Raw genomic sequence first — 21,858 nt, 5'->3', positions numbered from 1 at the left:
ACAATGAAAAAGAAGAATCTTTTTATGCTGGCACTTGCATCTTTGGCATTTGTAGCATGTAGTAATGAAGACATCGTACCGATAGAAGATATCGATTATGGTGTAGCAACCGATCCTAAGGGGGATGCGTGGGTAGCTGTGGGGATTATAACTCCGTCTCAGTCTCGTGGCTTGAATAATCCGGATTATCAGAACGGAACTGCCGTTGAATCGGAATTGAAGAAAGTAAGAGCTATTTTCTTTACGGATGATGCTGATCCGAAAGTGACAGCTGATATATTATTGACATCAGCCCAGGCAGGTGTGGATGCTGCCGGACAACCTACAGGAAGTGCGGGTACTGCATTTAAAGTTCCGGCAACTTCTAAGCGTATTTTGATTGTAGCCAATCCTTCTCCAACCTTCCAGAATGATCCTGTTAATAGTAAATGGTCTACCAACACAGCGTATTCCGTTGTTAATGCTGCTCTGACAAATACAGCGGCCAGCATTTCTTCAACCGATGGTTTTATGATGACGAATGCCAAGGGAGAACTGGAACCTTCGATTACTGCTGCTGATGTTACTGCCGGTTTGGGTGTTTTGGGTGATCCAAAATCTCTGACTCTTTATAAAACAGATGCCGGAGCAAAGGCCAATCCATTGACTATCAATATTGACCGTGTTGTAGCAAAAGTTCGTGTTACTATTACGCAAACAAGTGCTAAGGCAGATATATCCGAAGCAAAATGGGTATTGAATACAACGAACAAGAGTTATTATCCTCTCTCTAAGAGAACTCCGACATGGCTGGAACAATATGCAGGTGCTGGAGGAGGTTTCCGTGCTCCGTTTGACCAATATAAGAAAGGTTCTTATAGAATAGACCCTAATTATGATGGGAATCATGCAGGTGCTTACAATGTATATGATGAAACTCATGATGAAGTAGCTAATCCGATTCCCTGGCATACAACAGGCGAAAGTGAATATTGTCTTGAAAATACTCAGAATCAGGCTGGTAATACGCATGATAATACAACGCAGATATTGGTGAAAGCTAAATATATGCCTAAAGAGTATAAGAAAGCAGATGGTACAACTACTACTACTCAGGAAACCAATGGAGACTGGATGTTGATTGATGGTGGTTTTTATACCTTTACTACATTGATGGACTGGATTGAAAGAGAACTGAAATATAAGTATCTTAATAATCATCCGGATCCTACTGTAATCACTACACCTTTGACCACTGCGTTCAACAAATATCTGGAAGGAATAAGTCTGACTGCTGTATCTCTTCCTGCTACAGCTGACGCTGCTGCTATTGCACTTCTTAAAACAGCTTTCGAGGGTAAGAAAGCTGACATCCTGCTCGAAGATGACAGAGCAAAAACTGTAGATGTTCTTACTTATTATAAGGGAGGTTATAGCTTCTATAAAGCGATGATCAAGCATGATGATACCAGTTTAGCTACCAATGAATTGGGTGAGTTTGGTGTAGTTCGTAATTCTGTTTACGATATTAGTGTCACTAAATTCAATGATCCTGGATATCCTACCATTCCTCCTGTAACAATAGATCCGGATGAGGATGATGATCTCCGTATGTCTATTCTGATTGATGTTAATCCATGGACATGGTATGTTCAGGAAGTAGAATTCTAATTTCAGATTAGTAGTTTTATTTAATTCTTTATTTAAGTGTTGTGGGAGATAAGTATGCTCCCACAACCTTACTTTCAACTTTAGGAAGTTTCCGGTAGCTCTTCTATAAAAATTCCGGGATATTATAGCTTGATAGAACAGTTGTTTGGTTCTATCCCCAAAATTGGAAATAACGAGAAAAGAACCCGTTTCTTTTCCACTCTATATATGATTAAATTAGAAAAATAGAAACTATGAATCTGAAAAGCCTTATACATTGCATTGCCCTGGGACTTCTTGTTGCCTGTTCCTGGATGATGACCTCATGCGATAGCTTTAACGAAGATCTGCCGGAGTGCCGTTTATTCGTTAAGTTCAAGTATGATTATAATATGCTTTTTGCCGATGCATTCCATACGCAAGTAGATAAAGTGGAACTTTATGTATTTGATGAAGAAGGTAAATTCATGTTCAAGCAGGCAGAGGAAGGCACTTCACTTGGAACCGGTTATTACCGCATGGCTGTAGAACTGCCTGTCGGAAAGTATCAGCTTATGGCATGGGCAGGAGCACGTGATTCATACGACATAACTTCACTGACGGCAGGAGTCTCTACCCTTACGGATTTGAAATTGCAACTGAAACGTGAAGAATCTCTCATTATGAGCCGGAAGCTCGAACCGTTGTGGTATGGTGAGATTATCGATGTGGAGTTCACAGGTACCCGTAACCAGACGGAGTTGATAAATCTCATAAAAGACACGAATAAGGTAAGATTCCTGTTTCAGGGATATTCGGATGACGACTGGGCATTGAACATGAATGATTATGATTATGAAATTATCGAATCAAATGGTTATCTGAATTACGATAACTCTTTGCTGGATGATGATGCTCTGAGTTTCCGCCCTTACCATATGGAACAGAATGATCTTTCACTTGTAGCGGTTGAACTCAATACAATGCGGTTTATGGCAGATCGTCCCACCCGTTTTATCGTGACGGAGAAAGCTACGGGACGGAAAGTTTTCAATATCAATCTGACCAATTATTTGAAAATGTCTGCTATGGAAGGAAGTTTTCCTAATGCACAGGAGTATCTGGACCGTGAAGATGAATATAAGATATCCTTTTTCTTTTCTGAATCGTGGCTGGCCGTACAGATCAATATCAATGGCTGGACGTATCGCTTTCAGGATGAAGACGATTTTTGATAAAAAGGGTATAGGCTGACATATTGAATAAAAAGATAAAGAGAATGTATATAGTATTCTCTTAAAGGCACTTATACTTCTTCGATGTGAATCGCAGGGTATATTATATTGTTTGTTTTGTTTGTGTGTGCCCCTATTTCCTCTAAGTGTAGATGTGTAATAGGGGCTTTTTTACAAAACAATTAAAAGAATATTAATAATCAAAACCAACTGAGGAAAATAATAATGAATTCAAAACTTGAAAAAATTCTGATGCAAGAAGCATCCAATACCAACCGTATCTATCTACACTATCGCCCGCAGCACGAGCATTGGGTAGCTTATGAGCAGTCGGCACTGAATCTGCTGTCGCTTGCTCCTCTGTTGTTACCCGATGAGGAGATATTCTCCGATGCAGAAATACGTCTTCGTTATGCTACTATCAATTTTGAGCAAATGGATCGTTATAACTTACCAGCCTACTGCACCTTGTTGGGAGACGATATAATGGTGCTGGGCACCGAACTTCCTTTAGAAGAAAATTAATCTGTTAACAGGAACTGCGTTGCCTGCTTGCAGGCAAGGCGTAATCTCCATGGAGGCAAGGCGTGGTCTGCGTGGAAGCAAGGCGTAGTCTGTAAGCAGGCTTTACAGGCTCTGTGGAGGGGGTATGTCATTCCCCTTTTTTATCTTCCGAATCATTCTATGTAGTTATGGCAGAGTCTGTTTTATATATCGGCCATATCCATTTTTGCTGTCTGCCTGTTTGGTGTAATATAAAGGCGATATTTCTTTCATATTAACGGTTTTTTATTGATACAGGAAGTGTCAATAAAAATAAAAGATCTGTTATTATGAAGAAACAAAAATACACATCGTCTCCAGGGAATAGACCGGATCATCTGTGGAGGTCTCTGGCCCCAGATTGGATTATTGAGTACTTCCAAAGTGTATAAAGAGTTTAAACTCTCCCTTTCTGAAGAGTGTATGAAACGGTTTATGCAGACAGAGCACCTACGCTGGAATACGAACGTACAATTGCCGGATACAAGGCAGGTGAAGTAAGAGATTCGGTATATAAAATACATCCGCATATCCGCCCCTATTGTGAACTGTCGAAAGAGGTTCTGATGAATGATCAACGAGTGATAGATGCTTTGCCTAAACTGGTACAAATGGAAGGCTATGAGATTGAGCGAAGTTAAAAGAAATGCTCCATGAATATATATCCATAGAGCATTTTTTTTCATTGGTTTCTTTCTTTTATTTCACTCTTACGATGTCATAGTTCAAGTCGCTGACAGCTTCTTGCAGACTATCATTTGATAATGTCAGAGTCGTATCATTGGCAATAACGAAGTATACAGGTTCGCTACCGTCACTTGGGGTTAGTTTCAGAGCGGCTTTCTTTTTGTTTTTAACCGTTTTCTGAATCATCTGTGGTTTACCTTTTGAACTGAATGTTTTATCTTTGCCCTGGCCTTCTGCATCCAGATAAGTCATATCCAGTGTGTAGGTAGTATCATTGGCATCGGCAAGCATATTCAGGGTCAATACGTAGCGAATACCCGGACCGTCAGCAGCAGGAAGGGTACCTTCATAAACTTCGGTTGCTTCTACTGTGGGTGACATTGCCTCAATGGCAAGACTGTCTGCTTCAGCCTCTGCGGCTTTGTTTGCTTTTGATTGGCATGATGCCAAAGCAGCTACGACGGCTGCCAACATAATTACTTTTTTCATTGTTAAGTGCTTTAAGTTAATATAAAAAGTGAGTTGCTTAATTACTCTTCTTCTTTTCGTATGACAAGCAGCTTATCAACTCGTCCGCGGTCCATATCTACTACTTCAAACAACAGATTTTTATAAGCGAAGGTATCTCCTGCTTTCGGGATACGTCCTATGAGGAACATTGCCAGTCCGCCTAAAGTGGTGAAGTCTTCCGAGTCTATATCGTCATAAGAGAGGATACCCATTTCTTCCATAAAATCACCTATATTCATCGAGGCTTCTACCAGCATAGAACCATCCTGTCTCCGCACAATCTCTTCTTCTTCCGTATCATCTTCTTCAAGAATGTCTCCAAAGATACTCTCGGTGAGGTCATGCAGGGTTATAATACCCTCTGTGCTGCCATACTCGTTAACAACAACTGCGAACTTGTTTTTGTTCTTCTTGAATAGCTCTAAAACTTTTTTAGCATACAAACTTTCGGGGATGAACAGTGCCGGGCGGGCTATTTTACACAAGTCGAACTCCTGATGACTTCCTATCATCAGTATGATGTCTTTTACCGAAACAACGCCTATAATGTCATCTTTATTTTCGTTCACCAGCAGATATTTGCTGAAATGCTCATTATCAATAATTCGCAATACTTCTTCTTTTGTTTCATTGGCAGACAATACAACAATGTCACGGCGATGTGTCATTAGTTCATTGGCCCGTTTATCCGAGAAGCGAAACACATCTTTCAACATTTCTGTTTCATCTTTATCAATCACACCCTGTTCGGAGCTTTGGTGAAGAATCATTTTAAGCTCTTCTTGTGTCATCATGCGTTCTTCGCTTTTCAGTCCGATGAGTTTGTTGAGAAGGCGGGTTGAAATACTCAATAACCATACAAAAGGGTAAGAGATTTTGGTGAGTAAAATCATGATGGGGCTTAACATCGTTGCATATCGTTCCGGATTACTCAGAGCGATAGATTTGGGTACCAGCTCGCCGACAATCAATGAAAGATAAGTGATGACAGCTACGGTAGTAATCATTGCCAGGTTTTTAGCATAAGGTTCTGCTCCCGGAATCATAGCGAAGAGTGGTGCTACGTCATCGGCGATAGCTACACCACCGAAGGCACCCGATACAATACCGATTAATGTAATACCGATCTGGATAGTAGAAAGAAACTTTTCGGGTTCTTCCAATTGTTTCAAAACTCCACGCGCAGATTTGTTTCCTTTTCCGGCAAGAGTTTCGAGACGTGCTTTACTTGAAGATACTAAGGCGATTTCGTACATGGCGAAGACGCCATTTAAGAGAAGTAAAAGAATAATAATTATAAATTCCATATAATATATGAATGATTTCTGTCCCGAAAATTACAAGAATCTATTGAATTAGTTTAGATATGGAATGTATATTAATGAATATTTAACGTTTACAGAGGGATTCGTCTAATTAAACAAAAAGAGTAGTCTCTACGACTACTCTTTTTAAGTAGTATTTCAAATTTAGTTCATACTATGACAGCGTTTTATTGAAACGCAAATGATCGCAAATTTTCGCAGATTAAATGGCTGCGCTATACTTGAGCGATGATATTCTTTGCGTGAATCTGCGATAATCTGCGTTTCAATAATAATATCATATAATTTAGAACGATTACTTACTTTTATTTCTTAGTATATTCATCAGCTTTGGCCTTCATACGTGCCACTCTTTTCTCTGTTTCGGGATGTGAAGAGAATAACTGACGGAATTTGGAAGACTTAGGTGCATCCTCCGAAAGTTTGAGTAACTTGCTCAAAGCATTGTGCATAGCATACGGATCAATGTTGTTTTTGATACAGAATTCAAAACCATAATCATCGGCCTCATTCTCCTGTTTTTGTGAGAATTGTGCTCCTGCCAATGATTCGGCAAGTGCACCCAAATCGGAATCTGTCATTTTGGCTACCGTTTCACTGGCGGCACCCGCAGCATTCTTAGCTGCCGAACGTAAATAGGCATTTTTCATAGCATCTTTAGAGTCAGTATGGATGACGTGTCCTATTTCATGACCTATTACAGACATTACTTCGTCATCTGTCATCAGGTCCATCAATCCGGCACAGATACGTACGCTACCGTCACCACAGGCAAATGCATTTACATCTATTACTTCATAAACGCCGAAATTTACTTTCAGTCCGTCTACCTCTTTTATATTGCCTACCAGTTTTTCAAGCCTTTTGCCGTATTCACTATCTGGTGCAGTCAGTGGGTTGTGGGTATCCATCCATTGCATATATTCCTTACTCATAGCGGCTACGTCAGCATCCGACAGGGTGATGGCTTTTACGGCATCGGTTCCGGCCTGTACAACTTTGCCTACATTGATTTTTTTTCCTCCGATCTTAAACTGAGCCGAAGCACTAAAACTTACTCCACAGATCAGTGCAGCCATTAATACAAATCTTTTTTTCATATAATTTTCTGGTTTTTGATTAATAATATAGTTGATTTTCGTGTTAATATTCAAATGTAATGCCAAGCGTAGGCATCAATGTACCGCTTTTCTGTTCGATATATTTCATTTTGTAACGTTGTTCGGCTATGGGGGCTGACGGGTTTTCAATAACTCCGGTACTCATATATATATCCGGTTGTTTGAAAGTACTCTTCGTTACATTTTGCAAATCGATGTAGAATCCTAACATACAACGTTTGAGGTAGAATGTTTTATCTACCCGTACATCTATCTGTCCGAAAGCCGGTAAACGCCCCGTATTATATTTACTGTAATCATAGTAGGGCCTGCCTTGTGCATTCCATGCAGTGACTAAAGAAGATTTATCCGTATCATAAGGTGTATAGGGGGCACCTCCGATACAGCTTACTTTCATTCCGAAACTCCAGTGGTGTGGGAAGTTGTATGTTCCACTCAGATTGAAGATGTAGCGGTTGTCCCATGCTGAGGCGATGTATTCGCTTTCTTTATTGTTTCGGTATTCACTCTTGAAGAGTGTGAAAGAGGAGGCTAAATTTAACTTTTTGGCAATGAGCCATCTCAATAATACTTCTACACCATATGAACGACCCTGTGCGGTTGAAGTCAGTTCTTCGTTGCCTATCACTCCATAATCATTGCCTTTACAAGCAAGTGGGATACCGTCTGATACGGAGTAGGGGATACGGTCATATTCTTTATAGAATCCTTCGGCGGATAGCTCAAAATTACTACTTGTTTGCCAGCTTAGCCCTAAGCTACCCTGACTGACGCTCATATAGCGAAGCCGTTTATTTATCAATTCTCCGCTGTTACCTTTGAAGCCAAGGCCGGTGTAAGGAGGCAACTGGTAGTATAATCCGGCACTACCACTGGCATATAACCCGTCTATAAGGCGGTAGGAGAGAGACAAGCGGGGAGAAAGTTGCTCCGAAAGCTTGTTCATGCGTGACGAATAATTGTTGGCATCCGTACGTACGCCTAACGATGCGGTAAATCGTTCATCAGGTGATGCGTAACTCATTGTTCCGAATATTCCCCAACGTACAAGCCCCAGTGCCGTGTGATAGTCGAATGTTTCTCCTTTCTGGATGTAAACACGCTGAAAACTGGTATTGGTATACTGACTGTAGTCCAGGTTCAGGCCCAAATTCACTTTCCATGCTCCAAAAGTAGAACTATTCTCTAATCTTAATTTTGTCTCCTGCTCTACAGAACGAAGCCGGAGGGTAAGATTCTCTTCCGTGGATTCGTCATTGTGTAGATATTTAGTATTACGGTTGTTCAAATAGCTATGACTGATAACCACTGACTGTACGTGTGCTCCTGCATAGTGGCGATAGACAGCTCCCAACGTGAATGTTTCCTGTTGTATTTTGGGAAGATAGCTTAGTATGTATTCTGCTTTCTCGCCTTCCAGACTGGTGTTGAGTTTCATGTTGTCAATGCCGGCAAGACCTAATACTGTCAACTCATTGCGTTCATCAAAGCGAGTTTTTAGTTTAAATTGTGCATCCGTAAAAGTTGGGAGGAGAGGCAATCCTAACATATCGAATAAGAATTGCAGATAGGACTGACGGACGGAAACCAGGTAAGAAGTCTTATTGCCCAGATGTCCGTTGGAGGCAAGCGATACTTCCGAAGCACCGAGGGTAGCTTTCAGAGAGTTCCGTTCCATATCTCCGTCGCGGAGTTTGAAATCGAGCACCGAACTGAGTGAATTACCCCGGTCGGCAGGAAAAGCTCCCGTATAGAAATTTACTTCCCTGATAAAATCGGCATTGATAATGCCTACAGGACCACCCGAAGCACCTTGAGTACTGAAATGATTGATGTTCGGTATCTCAACTCCATCCAGATAGAAACGGTTTTCGGAGGGCGAACCACCCCGTACAATGAGATCGTTGCGGTATCCGGCAGGTGAAAAGGCTACACCGGGATACGACTGCACTACACGCGAGATGTCACGATTGGCTCCCGGACTTTTCTCTATCTCCTGCAATCCGATAATACGTAGTCCTACCGGACTCTCCAGGTCACGTCGGAAGGGAGAGGCGGTAATAGTGACACCCTCCAGTTCGGTCGGGTTTTCTTCTATCTCTATATCAATGTTGAGGTTTCTTGTAGAAAGGATATATTCGGAAGTTAGTGTGGTCTTATATCCTACGGCAGATGCCTGCAAACGATAGATACCGGGAGGGACCTCTTCGATGGTGAAATGCCCGATGGAATCTGTTACGCTTCCCATACCTGTTCCTGTAATTAATACATTGATAAACTCCAACGGTTTACGACTGGTTTTATCAATGACCGTTCCCTTAATTTGGTGAACTGGTTGTGCTGTTATTGTAGCGAGAAGGCAGAAACAGAACAAGATAAATAGGAATCGCTTTTTCATTAGCCCGGGTTTGTTTTTTTCTGATTGAAATGCAAAATTATATAAAAAATAGTTTGCTTCTTGTTTTTATCTGGTATTTTTGTTTCCTCTTAACTATTAAAGTCGGGTATAATTATGAAGACAGTCCGGTTAATTACATGCAATGATGCCATGCAAGCACATATCTTGCAGGGAGCTTTGGAGAACGAGGGAATAGATTCGTTGTTGCATAATGAGAATTTTTCGTCGTTGCTGAAGAGTTATGTAAGCAATATCTCCGGTGTTGATATATTTGTCAATGAAGAAGATTATGATCATGCTCTTCAGGTATTGCGTGACAATCAGAGTCTTCCTGAAGAGTTGAAATATTGTCCGTTTTGCGGTTCGGCGGATATTACATTTAAGTTACGAAAGGATGGATATATGAAAGCGGCTTGTGCCGTTGTTTTCTCTTTGCTGGCTGCCACTCCTCCCGGAGACAATCATTGGACGTATGAATGCAGGCAGTGTAAGGCCTTTTTTGAGAGGCCTGTTTCGGCTACATATAAACAAGATGAGGAATCATAACTTCAATTTAAATACAGAAATTTTAATACGATGAAAAGAAAAAGTTTATTGTTTGCCTGCCTGCTGTTACTGGCACTTCCGTTTTATGCAGCACAGGTAGACACGGTGATGGTGCAAAGTCCTTCTATGAATAAAGAGGTACAAGTAGTGGTAGTCACCCCCAACGTTGCTTTGGGAAAGAAAGCCGTAGCGTGTCCGGTGGTTTATCTGCTTCATGGTTTTGGTGGCAATGCCAAAACGTGGATTGGGGTGAAGCCGGAGCTTCCGCAGATTGCCGATGAAAAAGGGATTATTTTCGTTTGCCCCGATGGCAAGAACACTTGGTTTTGGGATAGTCCGAAGAATAAAGACGTTCGTTATGAAACATTTATTTCCTCGGAATTGGTCAATTATATAGACGGGCATTACAAGACGGTAGCTGCACCTCGTGGACGGGCCATTACCGGACTTAGTATGGGTGGACACGGCGCACTTTGGAATGCAATCCGCCATACGGATGTATTTGGTGCTGCCGGAAGTACCAGTGGCGGAGTGGATATTCGTCCCTTTCCAAAGAACTGGATGATGCCCGAACAATTGGGTGAAATGGAAACGAATAAGGAAGTGTGGGATCAACATACAGTTATCAATCAGGTTGATAAGCTACAGAAGGATGATTTGGCAATGATAATAGATTGTGGAGAAGCCGATTTCTTTTTAGATGTGAATAAGAATTTGCACAAGCGTCTGTTGGAGTTGAAGATTGATCATGACTTTATCACTCGTCCGGGAGGACACAACGGGCAATATTGGAATAATTCTATTGATTATCAGATTCTCTTCTTTAGCAAATTCTTTAAGAAACAACTGCCGGCAGGGAAGAAATAATCACTGAAAAGCTTGACTTTTGCTTTGCAATGCGTTATCTTTGTAAGCATAATCATAAAGTAGATTCAGTTAGATTGCATGTAAAGGAGGAAGCGAGGGCTTTCTCCTTTCTTTTTTTATATACGCCTCTCAAAGGGTGTGAGTAGGGCTGTGCTGATATGGTTTTTCCCGATATTGATGTAATTTTTCCGGTATGTTGCGGTTCATGACATACTATGTTATGATGCATTTCATACTGTGTTGTGACGTAATGGGTATTTTGTTGAGAAATAACTGCTTTTTAGTTAAGAATCAATAAATCGGCTCTTGACAAGAATGTGTTATTTATTGGGCAAGAGTAACGATATAATTTATTATGCGATTATAACTTTTTCCATTACTGCGGGTTATTTCAGTATACGAACTAAGCTGTCCGGAGGTATCGTTGGTATAAATGTAGGTCGTTATTTCATCTCCTCCTTTGGGTTGAACCGTTCCTAACAGGTACATCGGATTATCTCCTAATAGACGGGCATACATAGCTATAGCGTGAAAATTGAGTGGATATATTTCTGTTAGGAAAAACCAGGGTAGGCGGGAAGTATTCTTTTGAGTGAAAGAGAGCTGGAATATATTTGTTATATCTCCACTTTGTACAGATAACGTAGCATCATGTAGAGCCAGATTATCAAATATGACTTTGGACCGGATATTTCCTTTAACGTATTCTGTTATTCCAGTCAAATAAGCTCCATTAAGTGTGTTGGTCGAATAATCGAAGGTATATTCACGTGTATTACCTCCTACTTCGTAGCGGATACAACTTGTGGCATAACCTTCGGCATTTAGAGTATAGATTGATTTGTTATTTAACTCATCGATAATTATAGCTTCATTTTCTAAATAGGTGATTTGGGTTTCGTTTTCAATTACAGGATCACCATAGATTTGTGTAGAGACATAACGAACCAGTTTATGTCCCTCATTATAATAAAAATTCTCTTCTCGTGTCACGGGTCCTCCGTCATCTTGCATTAGTTCCTTTATTGTGATTTGTTTAAGGGCAGGTGAATCCTCAATATAAATCATTTCCGGCTCTTTGTCGTCATCGCGACAAGAAAACAGTGACATAACTGATACTGTCAGTATAATTAGTGTTTTTAAGTATTTCATTTTAGTTTTATTCCTCCTTTTACCCTGTAGCCTTGTGAGTGATATACATGTTTAAGCGTACGGGTTTCGGGCTTTTCTTCCGTTGTTCCTTCGTCCGGTTTTGGTTTCTCTTCTTCTTTGGGTGGATATGTGCCGTCAATAATACCAAGGGCCATACTGAATAATGTCTCTTCTTTATCTCCTAAAGGCAAGAAAGTGACCAAATTCGTTAGGGAAGTTTCATCCACAGTATACTTAGCTGGGAAACTAACTCCACCATGCGATTCTCCGGCAATATTATAAACATTGCATACCACCGGATTCAATGACCAACCATGCTTCGGATTAATAAAACTTTCTGTTGCTACTCCTGTGGAAGGTAAGGCTGCACCGAGAATCTCCCAATTGGCAACCGGATACAAACAGTCGTAGAATGTTCCTGCAACTCCGGTAGTAGTGCTACTGGTCAGTATATATCCTCCTTCAATGTTCATATTTACGCCACTACCTATTAAATCCGGGTCGAAAAGCAGGCTAAAGTCTTTGTAGGACTGTTTGTTGTTATGCTTTAGTTCGGCAAAAATATGACCTACCGCCTCCTTTGGGGCCAGTAAAGAAGCTAATAACTGGGCACATTCCAATGAGCCTCCGGTATTATAACGCAGGTCGAGCACTACTTTGGTTACCCCTGCACTGGCAAATACGTGAGATATTTCGCGAAGTTTATTATTGTATTTATCTTTCTCAGTAGCAGTGCCTGCTGTGAAGTGGTTGTAGACTATATAGCCTACTGTTACCCCTGTGGCACTGGTTATTATTCTGTAGACAGGAATCGGGTCGTCTTCTACCATTCGTTCGGCTCCCATGTTTATGGTTCTGGTTTCTACCACTACTCCTTTATCCTTTTTAGTCTCGCTGTCTTTTTGTAATTCATACTTACCCAAAGTGAGTTTCAAAGCATTGCCCGATTGCAGGAGCTGGGTCTCATTCTTTTTGGTGATATGTTTATCGTCTACTTTTATAATCCATTCACCACGTTGCAGTTTGGCATCTGCAGCCGGAGATCCGGGAAGAACATTCGTAACTAATGCGTTATAGAGCGTATCTACATTTGAATTTTTTATCAGTGTATAGTCAAATCCATAATTGGGCGACTCCACTTTGTTCAATGTGTCTATGTAGGAATAATTCTTATCGAGAGTAGTATAAATTAATTCCTTTAAGAATTGCGCGGGCGCAAGGAAATATTTGTTGGGAGTCACTGTTGGTATTTCTTCGTACCAAAGATACTCTTGGCGCATCACGCTGTCTATCCAAGTATCCAGTTCTGTTTCGGCTGCATATTCCGGCCAGCGGTCTACTCCACATGAGAACAGGGCAGACATCATTACTATGAACAGGGTAGGGGTGAACAGTATGTTTCTTATCTTCATATCTTTATCATCTTTATAAACTGCAAATGTAGGAAATACTTCGCTTATCTACCACATTTGTGGTATAAAAATGCCTTTAATGTGTGATAGCCTGTAAATGTTTTCGTACCTATCTTTGCACGTATGAAGAATATAGCAGCTTTATTATCCGGTGGTGTAGACAGTTCGGTGGTTGTACACCTTCTTTGTGAGCAGGGTTACAAGCCGACTCTTTTTTATATTAAAATAGGTATGGACGGTGCAGAGTATATGGATTGTTCTGCCGAGGAGGATATTGAACTTGCCACTGTTACTGCCCGCAAGTATGGTTTGCCTTTAATAATAGTAGATCTGCATCGCGAGTATTGGGATAATGTGGCAGCCTATGCCATTGATAAAATAAAGAAAGGACAGACTCCCAATCCGGATGTGATGTGTAATAAACTGATTAAGTTTGGTTGCTTTGAGCAGCGCGTAGGCAAAGATTTTGATTTTACCGCTACCGGGCATTACGCTACAACCTTGCAAAGGGATGGTAAAACCTGGCTGGGTACAGCCAAAGATCCGGTAAAAGACCAGACCGATTTTCTTGCACAAATAGATTACCTGCAAGTGTCTAAGTTGATGTTTCCCATTGGGCATCTGATGAAAAATGAAGTTCGGGAGATAGCTCTGAAAGCCGGGCTTCCCAGTGCCCGTCGGAAAGATAGCCAGGGTATTTGCTTTTTGGGAAAGATAAATTACAATGATTTTGTGCGTCGCTTTCTCGGAGAGAAGGAGGGAGCTGTTATAGAATTGGAAACAGGTAAAAAGATTGGTACTCACCGAGGGTATTGGTTTCATACCATTGGGCAACGCAAGGGGCTGGGCTTGAGTGGAGGTCCCTGGTTTGTGATAAAGAAAGATATACAGGATAACATTGTTTATGTGTCTCATGGCTATGGAGTGGAGACACAATTTGGGAATGAGTTTTCTTTAGGTGATTTTCATTATATAACCGATAATCCATGGCGGGAGAGTGAAGCCGAAGGAGTGGATATTACTTTCAAAATACGCCATACTCCGGAGTTTATTAAAGGAAAGCTTTTCAGGGAAGAGGATCGTTATCGTATCCTTTCTTCCGAAAAGCTGCAAGGTATTGCTCCCGGACAATTTGGGGTGGTGTATGATGAATTGGCTGAAGTATGTATCGGGAGTGGTGAAATTATTTAATTAATGGAAAATTGAAAGTTGAAAATTGAAAGTTAGCTACGCCACTATCACGCTGCATAGTAACTTTCAATTTTCAACTTTCAATTTTCCATTTTCCATTAATTAAATATAGTATTCCGCCAAATCCACAATTCCCGCCCGCATTGCATATTTGGTTGCTTCATGTACATTGTTTACGCCGAGTTTCCGGAATATATTCTTACGGTGACTATTGATGGTATGAAAACTCAGGTTCTTTTCGGTTGCAATCTCTTTGGTTGTTTTACCTGACGCTATTTCTTTAAGGATGTTTTTTTCTGTAGTTGTCAGCAGATGATCTTCCTGTGTGTGAGTACCGGAAGTGGGTTGCTGGTTATTACCCGAAAGTAACAGATTGCTGACATGATTGCAGATGAAACGTTCTTTGCGCGAAGCACATTGCAGGGCAGTGAGTATTTCTTCTTTAGAATTATCCTTCATCACGACACCGAATGCCATGCTGCTAAACAGTATCTGACGAAGGAAACCGATACTTAATTCATCAGAGAACAATAACCAATCTACCTCTTTGAAACGTTCGCGGAGTACAATCAATTCATCTGCTCCGGCAAAATCAAATAAGGTATAATCCAGAATTACTACGGCCTGTGGATGCAGACGTAATTCTCTGATTAATTCTGCTTTATTATCTGCTGTCAGTAGCAGAGATACATCTTTCTGCTTGCTGAGCAGAAACATCATTCCTGCTTTGGTAATGTCTTGATTATCTGCAATGATATACTCTCTCATACTTCATTCCTTTTTATAAAGGTAGCCATCGGCTGATATTTCTTTCGGTAGCACTAAACTCTACACCTATTTTTATCAGTTCACGTCCGTCTGCCTGGTATGGAATCAGATATCCTTTATCATCTATTTGCTGTAAGGCTTCTTCGGCTGTGCCATTGAGCTTGAATTCAAAAACATAGATGAATTTGGGAGTTTTTACTACAGCGTCTGCCCGTCCGCGTGTACTGCGTACTTCAACGTCAGTAAACTGGTCCATTAGTTTAAAGACAAGGTAGAACACTACTTGGTAATGACGCTCGGTTTTATCGTTCAATTCATAAGGGAAATCAGCAAAGAAGGCTTGCAGGCGGGTGAGGAAGGAGTTATAATCACCGGCACGTAACTCCTGGATAAATTTTCCGATGTAGAAACTTTGGTCATTGTTTGCCATAGAGGTGTAAAAGGGTACTAAGAAATTGATGAAGCCATATCGTACCTCATCATTCGGAAACTCCAATAGATAGTTCCCAAATTCTTTATCATAGTCTTTTATCGTCAGATAGCCGCTCTGGTAAATCAATGGAATCGGATTATTAGCATCCACTCTGTATTCTGTAAATGAAGAGGCGGAGGCCTCTACTCCGTCAATCAATGTACGCAGATCGTACTCACTTCTTTGCAACAGTTCCACAAGGAAGGTCGGAGTACCTGTCTGAAACCAGTAATTACTAAATTTATATCCGTCAAAAACGTTGAGAACGCTAAATGGATTGAATACTCCTTCTGTAAACTCGCAGAAATGATAGCCATCATACAAAGCTTTCATCTTATGAAGTGTCTCTTCTGGAGTCAACTGATTCGTTTCTGCCAGTTTCTGTAGTTCCGGAGTAAAAGTATCGATTAATTCTTGCTTAGTAATACCACATACTGTAGCATACTGAGGCTTCATACTAATATCATTTAGCTGGTTCAGATCACTGAATACACTTACTTGTGCAAACTTCGTCACTCCGGTGAGGAAAACAAAACGCAAATAGCGGTCGTAACTTTTTAATACACCATAAAAGGCTTTTAGCGTCTGGCGATAATTATCCAGCAAAGACATATTGTCCAATGCTTGTAGCAAAGGTTTGTCATATTCGTCTACGAGTACCACTACACCACATCCCGTTTGCTCACTGGCACGACTAATGACATAACCAAATCGTTCTTCGGGGCTACGATCTTTTTTCTCATTACCATACAGGCATTCCCATTTCTCCAGATGTTGGTTGAGTATAGCAATTAAATCGTCGGGTGTTTCATATTTTTTGGCATTTAAGTCCAGATGAAGTACCGGGTATTGTTTCCATTCTGTCTCTATTTGTTCAATAGCAAGCCCTTCAAACAATTCCTTTTTCCCTTTGAAGTAAGACTCAAAGGTAGAAAGCAACAAGCTTTTACCAAAGCGGCGGGGGCGGCTCAGAAAATAGGGCTTTCCTGTATTCGCTATTCTCCACACAAAAGCAGTCTTATCTACATATAGGTAATCATCTCTACGAATATCTTCAAAAGTCTGTATCCCGATAGGGAGTTTACGCAATACACTGTTCATGGTTATTTTTTTATTTATTGACCATTCAAAGATACTCATTATTTCCATAAACCATTTCCTGCTTGGGCTAAATTTAAAATACAATAGTAAGCATACAAAATTGGTTTATTGATAATCTGTGTTTGTAAATAGTAAATGGGTTAAGGTAATATGCTGATAATCAATACTTATAAAAGTGTACACTCTTGTATAACTAAAGTGTACATTCTTGTAGTGCAAGGTTGTACACTTATGCATAATATGATTGTACACTTTTGCAATCTCTCTTCATTTAATGAATACAGATAGCTTAAATTACACAGATTTTAATAAAACAGAATAGGGTGATAAATAGAAACGATCCATTATCACCCTATAGTATTATTACTCTATAACTTTATGTTACATCATCTTCTTACCAGGAACGTCCTTTGAATACGTCTGACTGATCCAATGGTACAATATTACCGCTCAGTGTAATTGTATTGTTGTTGAAGTTCGGGTTTACAGTAACAGTGGCATTATTACCTCCATTGGTCAGTGAAATGAATATCTGAGCTGAAATTCCGATACCCTGTACACTGAATGAACAGTTAACATTACCTTTTTTGTCCGTTGTAATTTTCATATCCGATGCGTTACCGTCTACTGTTACACCACCAATTCCGTTAGGACCGGGGTATGGAGTATTGAAAGCAACCTGTACAGTAGATTTCTGACCATTCATCATCACAAAGTTTGTAGTCGTTGATACAAAAGCACTCTGTCCGTTACGGAAGATCACCTGATCAGCTTCGAGCACGAACTGTTTGTTTTTCAGTGCTTGTACAGCCTGCTGATAAGCTACTGCGTCGGCTACTTGTTCTTCTGCTTTCAGTCTTGCTCTTTCTGCGTCTCTTTGTGCTTTACGATCGGCGCGACGTACGGCTCTTTCTGATTCCTGTGCATACATCATGGTAGATGCACTTACCAATACTAATGCTAATAATGCAATAAACTTTTTCATAACTTTTTTTTGTTTAGGTTTAATAACGTTGTTCGTTATTGCAAAAACAACATATAGCAAAGATTGTTCATGAACGTTTCACAATTTTATGAAGTAGTTAAGTTTGTCTATCAGTGGCAAGTAGTTTAGTGGTTATCACTTCATTAGTAGTTAAGAAGTGGATAACCTTGCCACTTGACTCCTGATTAATTCACACATCAATACCTGTGAATGTTTTCAGGGCATACCCTATAAGAAAACTTATTCCGGCCACACTGAAACTGAGTACGGCCATTTCCATAAAACGTTTTCGGAAACTTTCACCACGTGCCACCGAGTAGTAATAATTGAACAATGCTATAATAATAAGTGCCATAGCCAACATTACTCCCAATGCTATCAGTACATTGCTGATTAAAATGAAAGGAGTTACCAGTGCAACTACCGTAATGATATAAGCAATACCTGTGTAGATGGCTGCCTTTGCCGGATGTTTGCTCTTATCACCTTCCGATTTGGTAGACAGGTATTCCGATGATGCCATAGACAGTGCAGCAGCAATACCGGTAATACTTCCTGTCAGTGCTATCAGTTTATGGTCACTCAGTGCCAGGGTGAAACCTGCCAATGCTCCGGTAAACTCTACCAAAGCATCATTTAGTCCCAATACCACAGAACCCATATACTCCAACCGTTCTTCGTTTATCAGCCCGATGAGCTTTTCTTCGTGTATCTCTTCTTCGCGTGACAAACGCTGTAAATCTTCACATTCAGTATACCGGGCATACTCCTGATGGGCACTGTTTTCGCTGGATTCCATAAGTTTAATGGCAAATGTGATACCCAGGATGCGCGCTAACCAGTAGTATTTGGCAATACGCCAGCGGTTGGGCTTCACTTCGGTATTCGTATACTTTTTGAGTGTATAGTAATGGGCTTTCTCTTCGGCAGAGATCAAGCGTAGTACCTTGCTGTTGGATGTGTTTTTTTCAATAGAAGCCAGTCGGTCGTACACAATACTTTCAGTATACTCATTTCGCTGGAAACGAATAAACTTCTCGAGATCTTTTGAGGTTAAATTCATGTTATCTTATTTTTATATTTTAGCTTTCGGGCAAAGATACTACAAATAGACTAAATGTATTCTCTATCTGTTAGTATAGCAATAAAATTTATTAAAAGTTTTCGCTCTGTTGGATTTTTGATAGTACATTTGATCATTAATTGAAATTATTGATATCATGAAGAAGATAGTAACTTTTGGAGAGGTACTTTTGCGTCTTACCACTCCCGGCAATCTGCGTTTTTCACAATCCCGTGACTATGTAGCTACCTTTGGTGGCAGCGAAACGAATGTAGCGGTTTCTCTTGCCAACTTTGGGATACCGACCGAATTTGTAACCCGTTTGCCCGATAATGATATAGCCCGTGCCTGTATCAGTGATCTTCGTTCACATGGACTCCGTACGGATGGTATTATTTATGGCGGCGATCGTATGGGAATTTATTTTCTTGAAAACGGGGCTTCTTTTCGTAACTCAAAAGTAGTATATGATCGGTCGGGTTCTTCTTTCTCTACCCTTCGCCCGGGTATGATAGACTGGGAGACTATTTTTGCTGATGCCGGATGGTTTCATTGGTCGGGAGTAGCCGCTGCTTTGTCACAGGACGGTGCCGATACTTGCCTGGAAGCTCTTCAGATGGCAGACAGGATGGGACTAACGATCTCCTGTGACTTGAATTACCGGAAGAACCTGTGGAAATATGGACGTACGGCAGCTGATGTGATGAAACCGCTGGTACAGTATAGTGATGTGATATTTGGTGCGGAACCTGAATATAAAGAGATATTAGGTATTGCTCCCGTAGGTTTTAAGGCTGTAAACACAGATTATCGACTCAATCTTGAAGGTTTTGAAGAGGTCGGAAAGCAAGTAGCAAAACTGGTTCCCCGTTGCAGGAAGATGTTTCTTGAGCTACGCAATTCTTTATCTGCCAATCACAACCTGCTTGCCGCTGTGCTTTATTCCGATGGATCGTTAAAGCATACGGGGATTTATGATATTACTCACGAAGTAGATCGTGTAGGTACGGGAGATGCTTTTGTTGGCGGACTCATCTATGGTCTGCTCACTTATCCCGATGACGATCAGAAAGCATTGGATTTTGCGTTGGCAGCTTCCTGTCTGAAGAATACTTTCTATGGAGACTTCAACCTGGCAACAGTTGCCGAAGTAGAAGCACTGATGAATGGTGACTCTTCCGGCAGGGTACAGCGTTAACTTCGGAGTAGATGGCGCCTTTGCCACCAGTAACGGATAAAGAGTGCTCCGGTTGCGATCAGAGCCAATGACAATCCGGTATAAAATACGGATATGAAACTGGTGGGTAACAGGTGCAGACTTCGTATGCTGATGCCTAATGAAATCATGAAAATCATGACAATCCAACTCTTTACATCGAAAAAAGAGAAGGGACAATTCTTTTCCTGTTTCTTTTGGGTGATGCGTTCGGTATGTTTATAATATAGTCTTCTGAATATAAGAATGAAGAATAGAAGGAACACTACTGTGGCTTCACCCATTTTGAACAACCAGTATTGAGAATCATTGAGCCATGTCACGATTCCTATTCGCAGTATATTTGCCCCTGCCACTATCCATACGATACCGGCAGTAATCAGTAAAACTTGTCTGTTGACTCCGTATTTCATACATTAAATTTATAGATTGATGCATTAAACAACAAATAGAACTACCATTTAGGTTCACTTACGTGAGAAAAAAGTGATAAATAATGAACAACTGGTCAACAAAACACCCGTACCTATAACTCCATACCAACCAAATGCCTGCCAGAAAGTACCTGCCAGAAAAGTCCCCATTGAACCGCCAACAAAGTAAGTAGTCATGAAAATAGTATTGATGCGATTGGAAGCATTAGGACAAAGCTCAAAGATACTGGTCTGGTTACTCAATTGAATGCACTGCATACCAATATCGATAATAATAATACCTGCTACGATACCCAGATAGGTGTTTTCTCCTGCAAAGAGCAGAAACCACGCAAAAAGTATCAATCCACAACCGATAAAGTTGAACCGGCGGACGCCCACTCTTTTTACGTATTTACCTACCAGTGATGCTGATAATGCTCCGGCTATTCCACAAAGTCCTAACATACCGATAACATTGCTTCCGGCGTGGAAGGGAGCTTGCCCCATTTTGAATGCCAGGCATGACCACATGGCCAGAAAAGAGCCAAATGCCAATGCTGCCCGTATGGAGTAGATTCGTAGCTGTGGGTATTCTTTCAGTAACAGAAACAGTGATTTCATTAATTCACTGTATTTCCCTTTGAATGTGGGTTTTATATCCGGCAGTACTTTAACAACTACCATTCCACATATCAGCATCAGGGCAGCGGCTATGTGGTACATTTCCCTCCACCCGAAGATCTCGCCGATGAACCCACTGATTACCCGGGAAGCGAGAATACCGGTCAGCAAGCCTGAAACAACAAGACCTACGTTTCGCCCTTTATTCTCAGGTCTGGAGAATTGCGAAGCTATCGGGATGAATATCTGTGGTATTACTGAACAAATACCCGTAAAAAGGGAGGCTATTAATATAACATGTATGTTCGGTGCCAGCGCAATAGTCAATAGCGAAACAATCAGTATCGCAAAGTTAATAATGATGATTTTCTTTCGTTGATACAGGTCGCCTAACGGGATGATAAATAAAAGCCCCAGTGCATATCCGATCTGTGTAATCATAGAGATCAGGTTTGTCTTAAACTCTGATACACCCATGTCGTGGCGTATCATGTTCAGTAAAGGCTGGTTGTAGTAAAGATTGGCTACTGATATACCGGCAACAATTGCCAACGTCCAAAGTATGGATGCCGGTAATCCTCCGTTTTCTTTTAAAGTCTGTTTCATGGGCGCAAAGATAGA

Annotated in this window: 20 protein-coding genes; 8 read left to right on the top strand and 12 right to left on the bottom strand. The window is 40.8% G+C overall.

Going from position 1 to position 21,858, the window contains the following annotated elements:
- Positions 1 to 3: 3 nt before the first annotated feature.
- The 4 genes from QX565_RS11355 to QX565_RS11340 all read left to right on the top strand — a co-directional run bounded on the left by QX565_RS11355 (position 4) and on the right by QX565_RS11340 (position 4,027).
- On the top strand, positions 4 to 1,650 hold the full coding sequence (locus QX565_RS11355; RefSeq protein ID WP_195660750.1) for an Mfa1 family fimbria major subunit: 1,647 nt from the start codon (positions 4 to 6) through the stop codon (positions 1,648 to 1,650).
- Between the two features lie 233 nt (positions 1,651 to 1,883).
- Positions 1,884 to 2,843 carry a FimB/Mfa2 family fimbrial subunit gene (locus tag QX565_RS11350; RefSeq protein ID WP_195660751.1) on the top strand — a complete coding sequence of 320 codons (960 nt, stop codon included), beginning with the start codon at positions 1,884 to 1,886 and terminating at the stop codon, positions 2,841 to 2,843.
- 225 nt (positions 2,844 to 3,068) lie between these two features.
- Positions 3,069 to 3,368 (top strand): hypothetical protein, encoded by a 300-nt coding sequence (locus tag QX565_RS11345; protein ID WP_122202285.1) that lies wholly within the window; start codon positions 3,069 to 3,071, stop codon positions 3,366 to 3,368.
- Positions 3,369 to 3,805: 437 nt separating this feature from the next.
- Positions 3,806 to 4,027: a hypothetical protein gene (locus tag QX565_RS11340; protein ID WP_195660752.1), complete on the top strand. Its 222-nt coding sequence runs from the start codon at positions 3,806 to 3,808 to the stop codon at positions 4,025 to 4,027.
- Positions 4,028 to 4,085: 58 nt separating this feature from the next.
- Here the strand turns inward: QX565_RS11340 and QX565_RS11335 are convergent, their stop codons facing one another.
- The 4 genes from QX565_RS11335 to QX565_RS11320 form a co-directional block, all read right to left on the bottom strand.
- A complete protein-coding gene (locus QX565_RS11335; protein ID WP_007484795.1) occupies positions 4,086 to 4,562 on the bottom strand; it encodes a copper resistance protein NlpE N-terminal domain-containing protein in 477 nt (158 codons plus the stop codon).
- 41 nt (positions 4,563 to 4,603) lie between these two features.
- Entirely contained in the window at positions 4,604 to 5,890 is a 1,287-nt protein-coding gene (locus QX565_RS11330) for a hemolysin family protein (RefSeq protein WP_122202280.1), read from the bottom strand.
- A 323-nt stretch (positions 5,891 to 6,213) separates the two neighbouring features.
- Positions 6,214 to 7,008: a M48 family metallopeptidase gene (locus tag QX565_RS11325; protein WP_002561869.1), complete on the bottom strand. Its 795-nt coding sequence runs from the start codon at positions 7,006 to 7,008 to the stop codon at positions 6,214 to 6,216.
- A 43-nt stretch (positions 7,009 to 7,051) separates the two neighbouring features.
- Positions 7,052 to 9,427: a TonB-dependent receptor gene (locus QX565_RS11320; protein ID WP_234130497.1), complete on the bottom strand. Its 2,376-nt coding sequence runs from the start codon at positions 9,425 to 9,427 to the stop codon at positions 7,052 to 7,054.
- A gap of 114 nt (positions 9,428 to 9,541) precedes the next feature.
- Between QX565_RS11320 and QX565_RS11315 the strand changes: the two genes are divergently transcribed.
- Positions 9,542 to 9,973: a putative signal transducing protein gene (locus QX565_RS11315; protein ID WP_007484801.1), complete on the top strand. Its 432-nt coding sequence runs from the start codon at positions 9,542 to 9,544 to the stop codon at positions 9,971 to 9,973.
- 30 nt (positions 9,974 to 10,003) lie between these two features.
- Positions 10,004 to 10,840: an alpha/beta hydrolase gene (locus tag QX565_RS11310; protein WP_234130496.1), complete on the top strand. Its 837-nt coding sequence runs from the start codon at positions 10,004 to 10,006 to the stop codon at positions 10,838 to 10,840.
- Positions 10,841 to 11,164: 324 nt separating this feature from the next.
- Here QX565_RS11310 and QX565_RS11305 read toward each other — a convergent pair whose 3' ends face one another.
- Together QX565_RS11305 and QX565_RS11300 are read right to left on the bottom strand one after the other, a co-directional pair.
- Complete coding sequence (locus QX565_RS11305) at positions 11,165 to 11,992, bottom strand: DUF4595 domain-containing protein (RefSeq protein ID WP_195660755.1); 828 nt, start codon at positions 11,990 to 11,992, stop codon at positions 11,165 to 11,167.
- On the bottom strand, positions 11,989 to 13,404 hold the full coding sequence (locus tag QX565_RS11300; protein ID WP_195350375.1) for a S41 family peptidase: 1,416 nt from the start codon (positions 13,402 to 13,404) through the stop codon (positions 11,989 to 11,991). Before QX565_RS11300 ends, QX565_RS11305 begins: the two co-directional genes overlap by 4 nt.
- Before the next feature lie 123 nt (positions 13,405 to 13,527).
- Here QX565_RS11300 and mnmA point away from each other — a divergent pair, with 123 nt between their 5' ends.
- Positions 13,528 to 14,595, top strand: coding sequence for a tRNA 2-thiouridine(34) synthase MnmA (mnmA, locus tag QX565_RS11295; protein WP_122202275.1), 1,068 nt, complete (start codon positions 13,528 to 13,530; stop codon positions 14,593 to 14,595).
- 102 nt (positions 14,596 to 14,697) lie between these two features.
- Here mnmA and QX565_RS11290 read toward each other — a convergent pair whose 3' ends face one another.
- The 4 genes from QX565_RS11290 to QX565_RS11275 all read right to left on the bottom strand — a co-directional run bounded on the left by QX565_RS11290 (position 14,698) and on the right by QX565_RS11275 (position 18,984).
- Positions 14,698 to 15,363 carry a response regulator transcription factor gene (locus QX565_RS11290; protein WP_122202274.1) on the bottom strand — a complete coding sequence of 222 codons (666 nt, stop codon included), beginning with the start codon at positions 15,361 to 15,363 and terminating at the stop codon, positions 14,698 to 14,700.
- Positions 15,364 to 15,376: 13 nt separating this feature from the next.
- Positions 15,377 to 16,936, bottom strand: a complete 1,560-nt coding sequence (locus QX565_RS11285) for a PD-(D/E)XK nuclease domain-containing ATP-binding protein (protein ID WP_289292801.1) — start codon at positions 16,934 to 16,936, stop codon at positions 15,377 to 15,379.
- A 394-nt stretch (positions 16,937 to 17,330) separates the two neighbouring features.
- On the bottom strand, positions 17,331 to 17,921 hold the full coding sequence (locus QX565_RS11280; protein WP_002561860.1) for a DUF4251 domain-containing protein: 591 nt from the start codon (positions 17,919 to 17,921) through the stop codon (positions 17,331 to 17,333).
- Between the two features lie 190 nt (positions 17,922 to 18,111).
- Positions 18,112 to 18,984 carry a VIT1/CCC1 transporter family protein gene (locus tag QX565_RS11275; protein WP_007484807.1) on the bottom strand — a complete coding sequence of 291 codons (873 nt, stop codon included), beginning with the start codon at positions 18,982 to 18,984 and terminating at the stop codon, positions 18,112 to 18,114.
- Positions 18,985 to 19,141: 157 nt separating this feature from the next.
- On the opposite strand from QX565_RS11275, the gene QX565_RS11270 reads away from it, so the two are divergent.
- On the top strand, positions 19,142 to 20,182 hold the full coding sequence (locus QX565_RS11270; RefSeq protein ID WP_044158061.1) for a sugar kinase: 1,041 nt from the start codon (positions 19,142 to 19,144) through the stop codon (positions 20,180 to 20,182).
- On the opposite strand, the gene QX565_RS11265 is transcribed toward QX565_RS11270, so the two are convergent.
- Positions 20,179 to 20,613 (bottom strand): hypothetical protein, encoded by a 435-nt coding sequence (locus tag QX565_RS11265; protein ID WP_002561857.1) that lies wholly within the window; start codon positions 20,611 to 20,613, stop codon positions 20,179 to 20,181. The two genes, QX565_RS11270 and QX565_RS11265, sit on opposite strands and share 4 nt — an antisense overlap.
- Positions 20,614 to 20,667: 54 nt before the next feature.
- A complete protein-coding gene (locus QX565_RS11260) occupies positions 20,668 to 21,843 on the bottom strand; it encodes an MFS transporter (RefSeq protein WP_007484809.1) in 1,176 nt (391 codons plus the stop codon).
- Positions 21,844 to 21,858 lie beyond the last annotated feature (15 nt).

Origin of the sequence: Bacteroides sp. 41_26 (assembly GCF_949740115.1) — a bacterium.
GTDB classification, from domain to species: Bacteria; Bacteroidota; Bacteroidia; order Bacteroidales; family Bacteroidaceae; genus Bacteroides; species Bacteroides nordii.
Note: the sequence above shows the minus strand (reverse complement) of the source record. Positions and strands in the feature narration are given on the sequence as shown.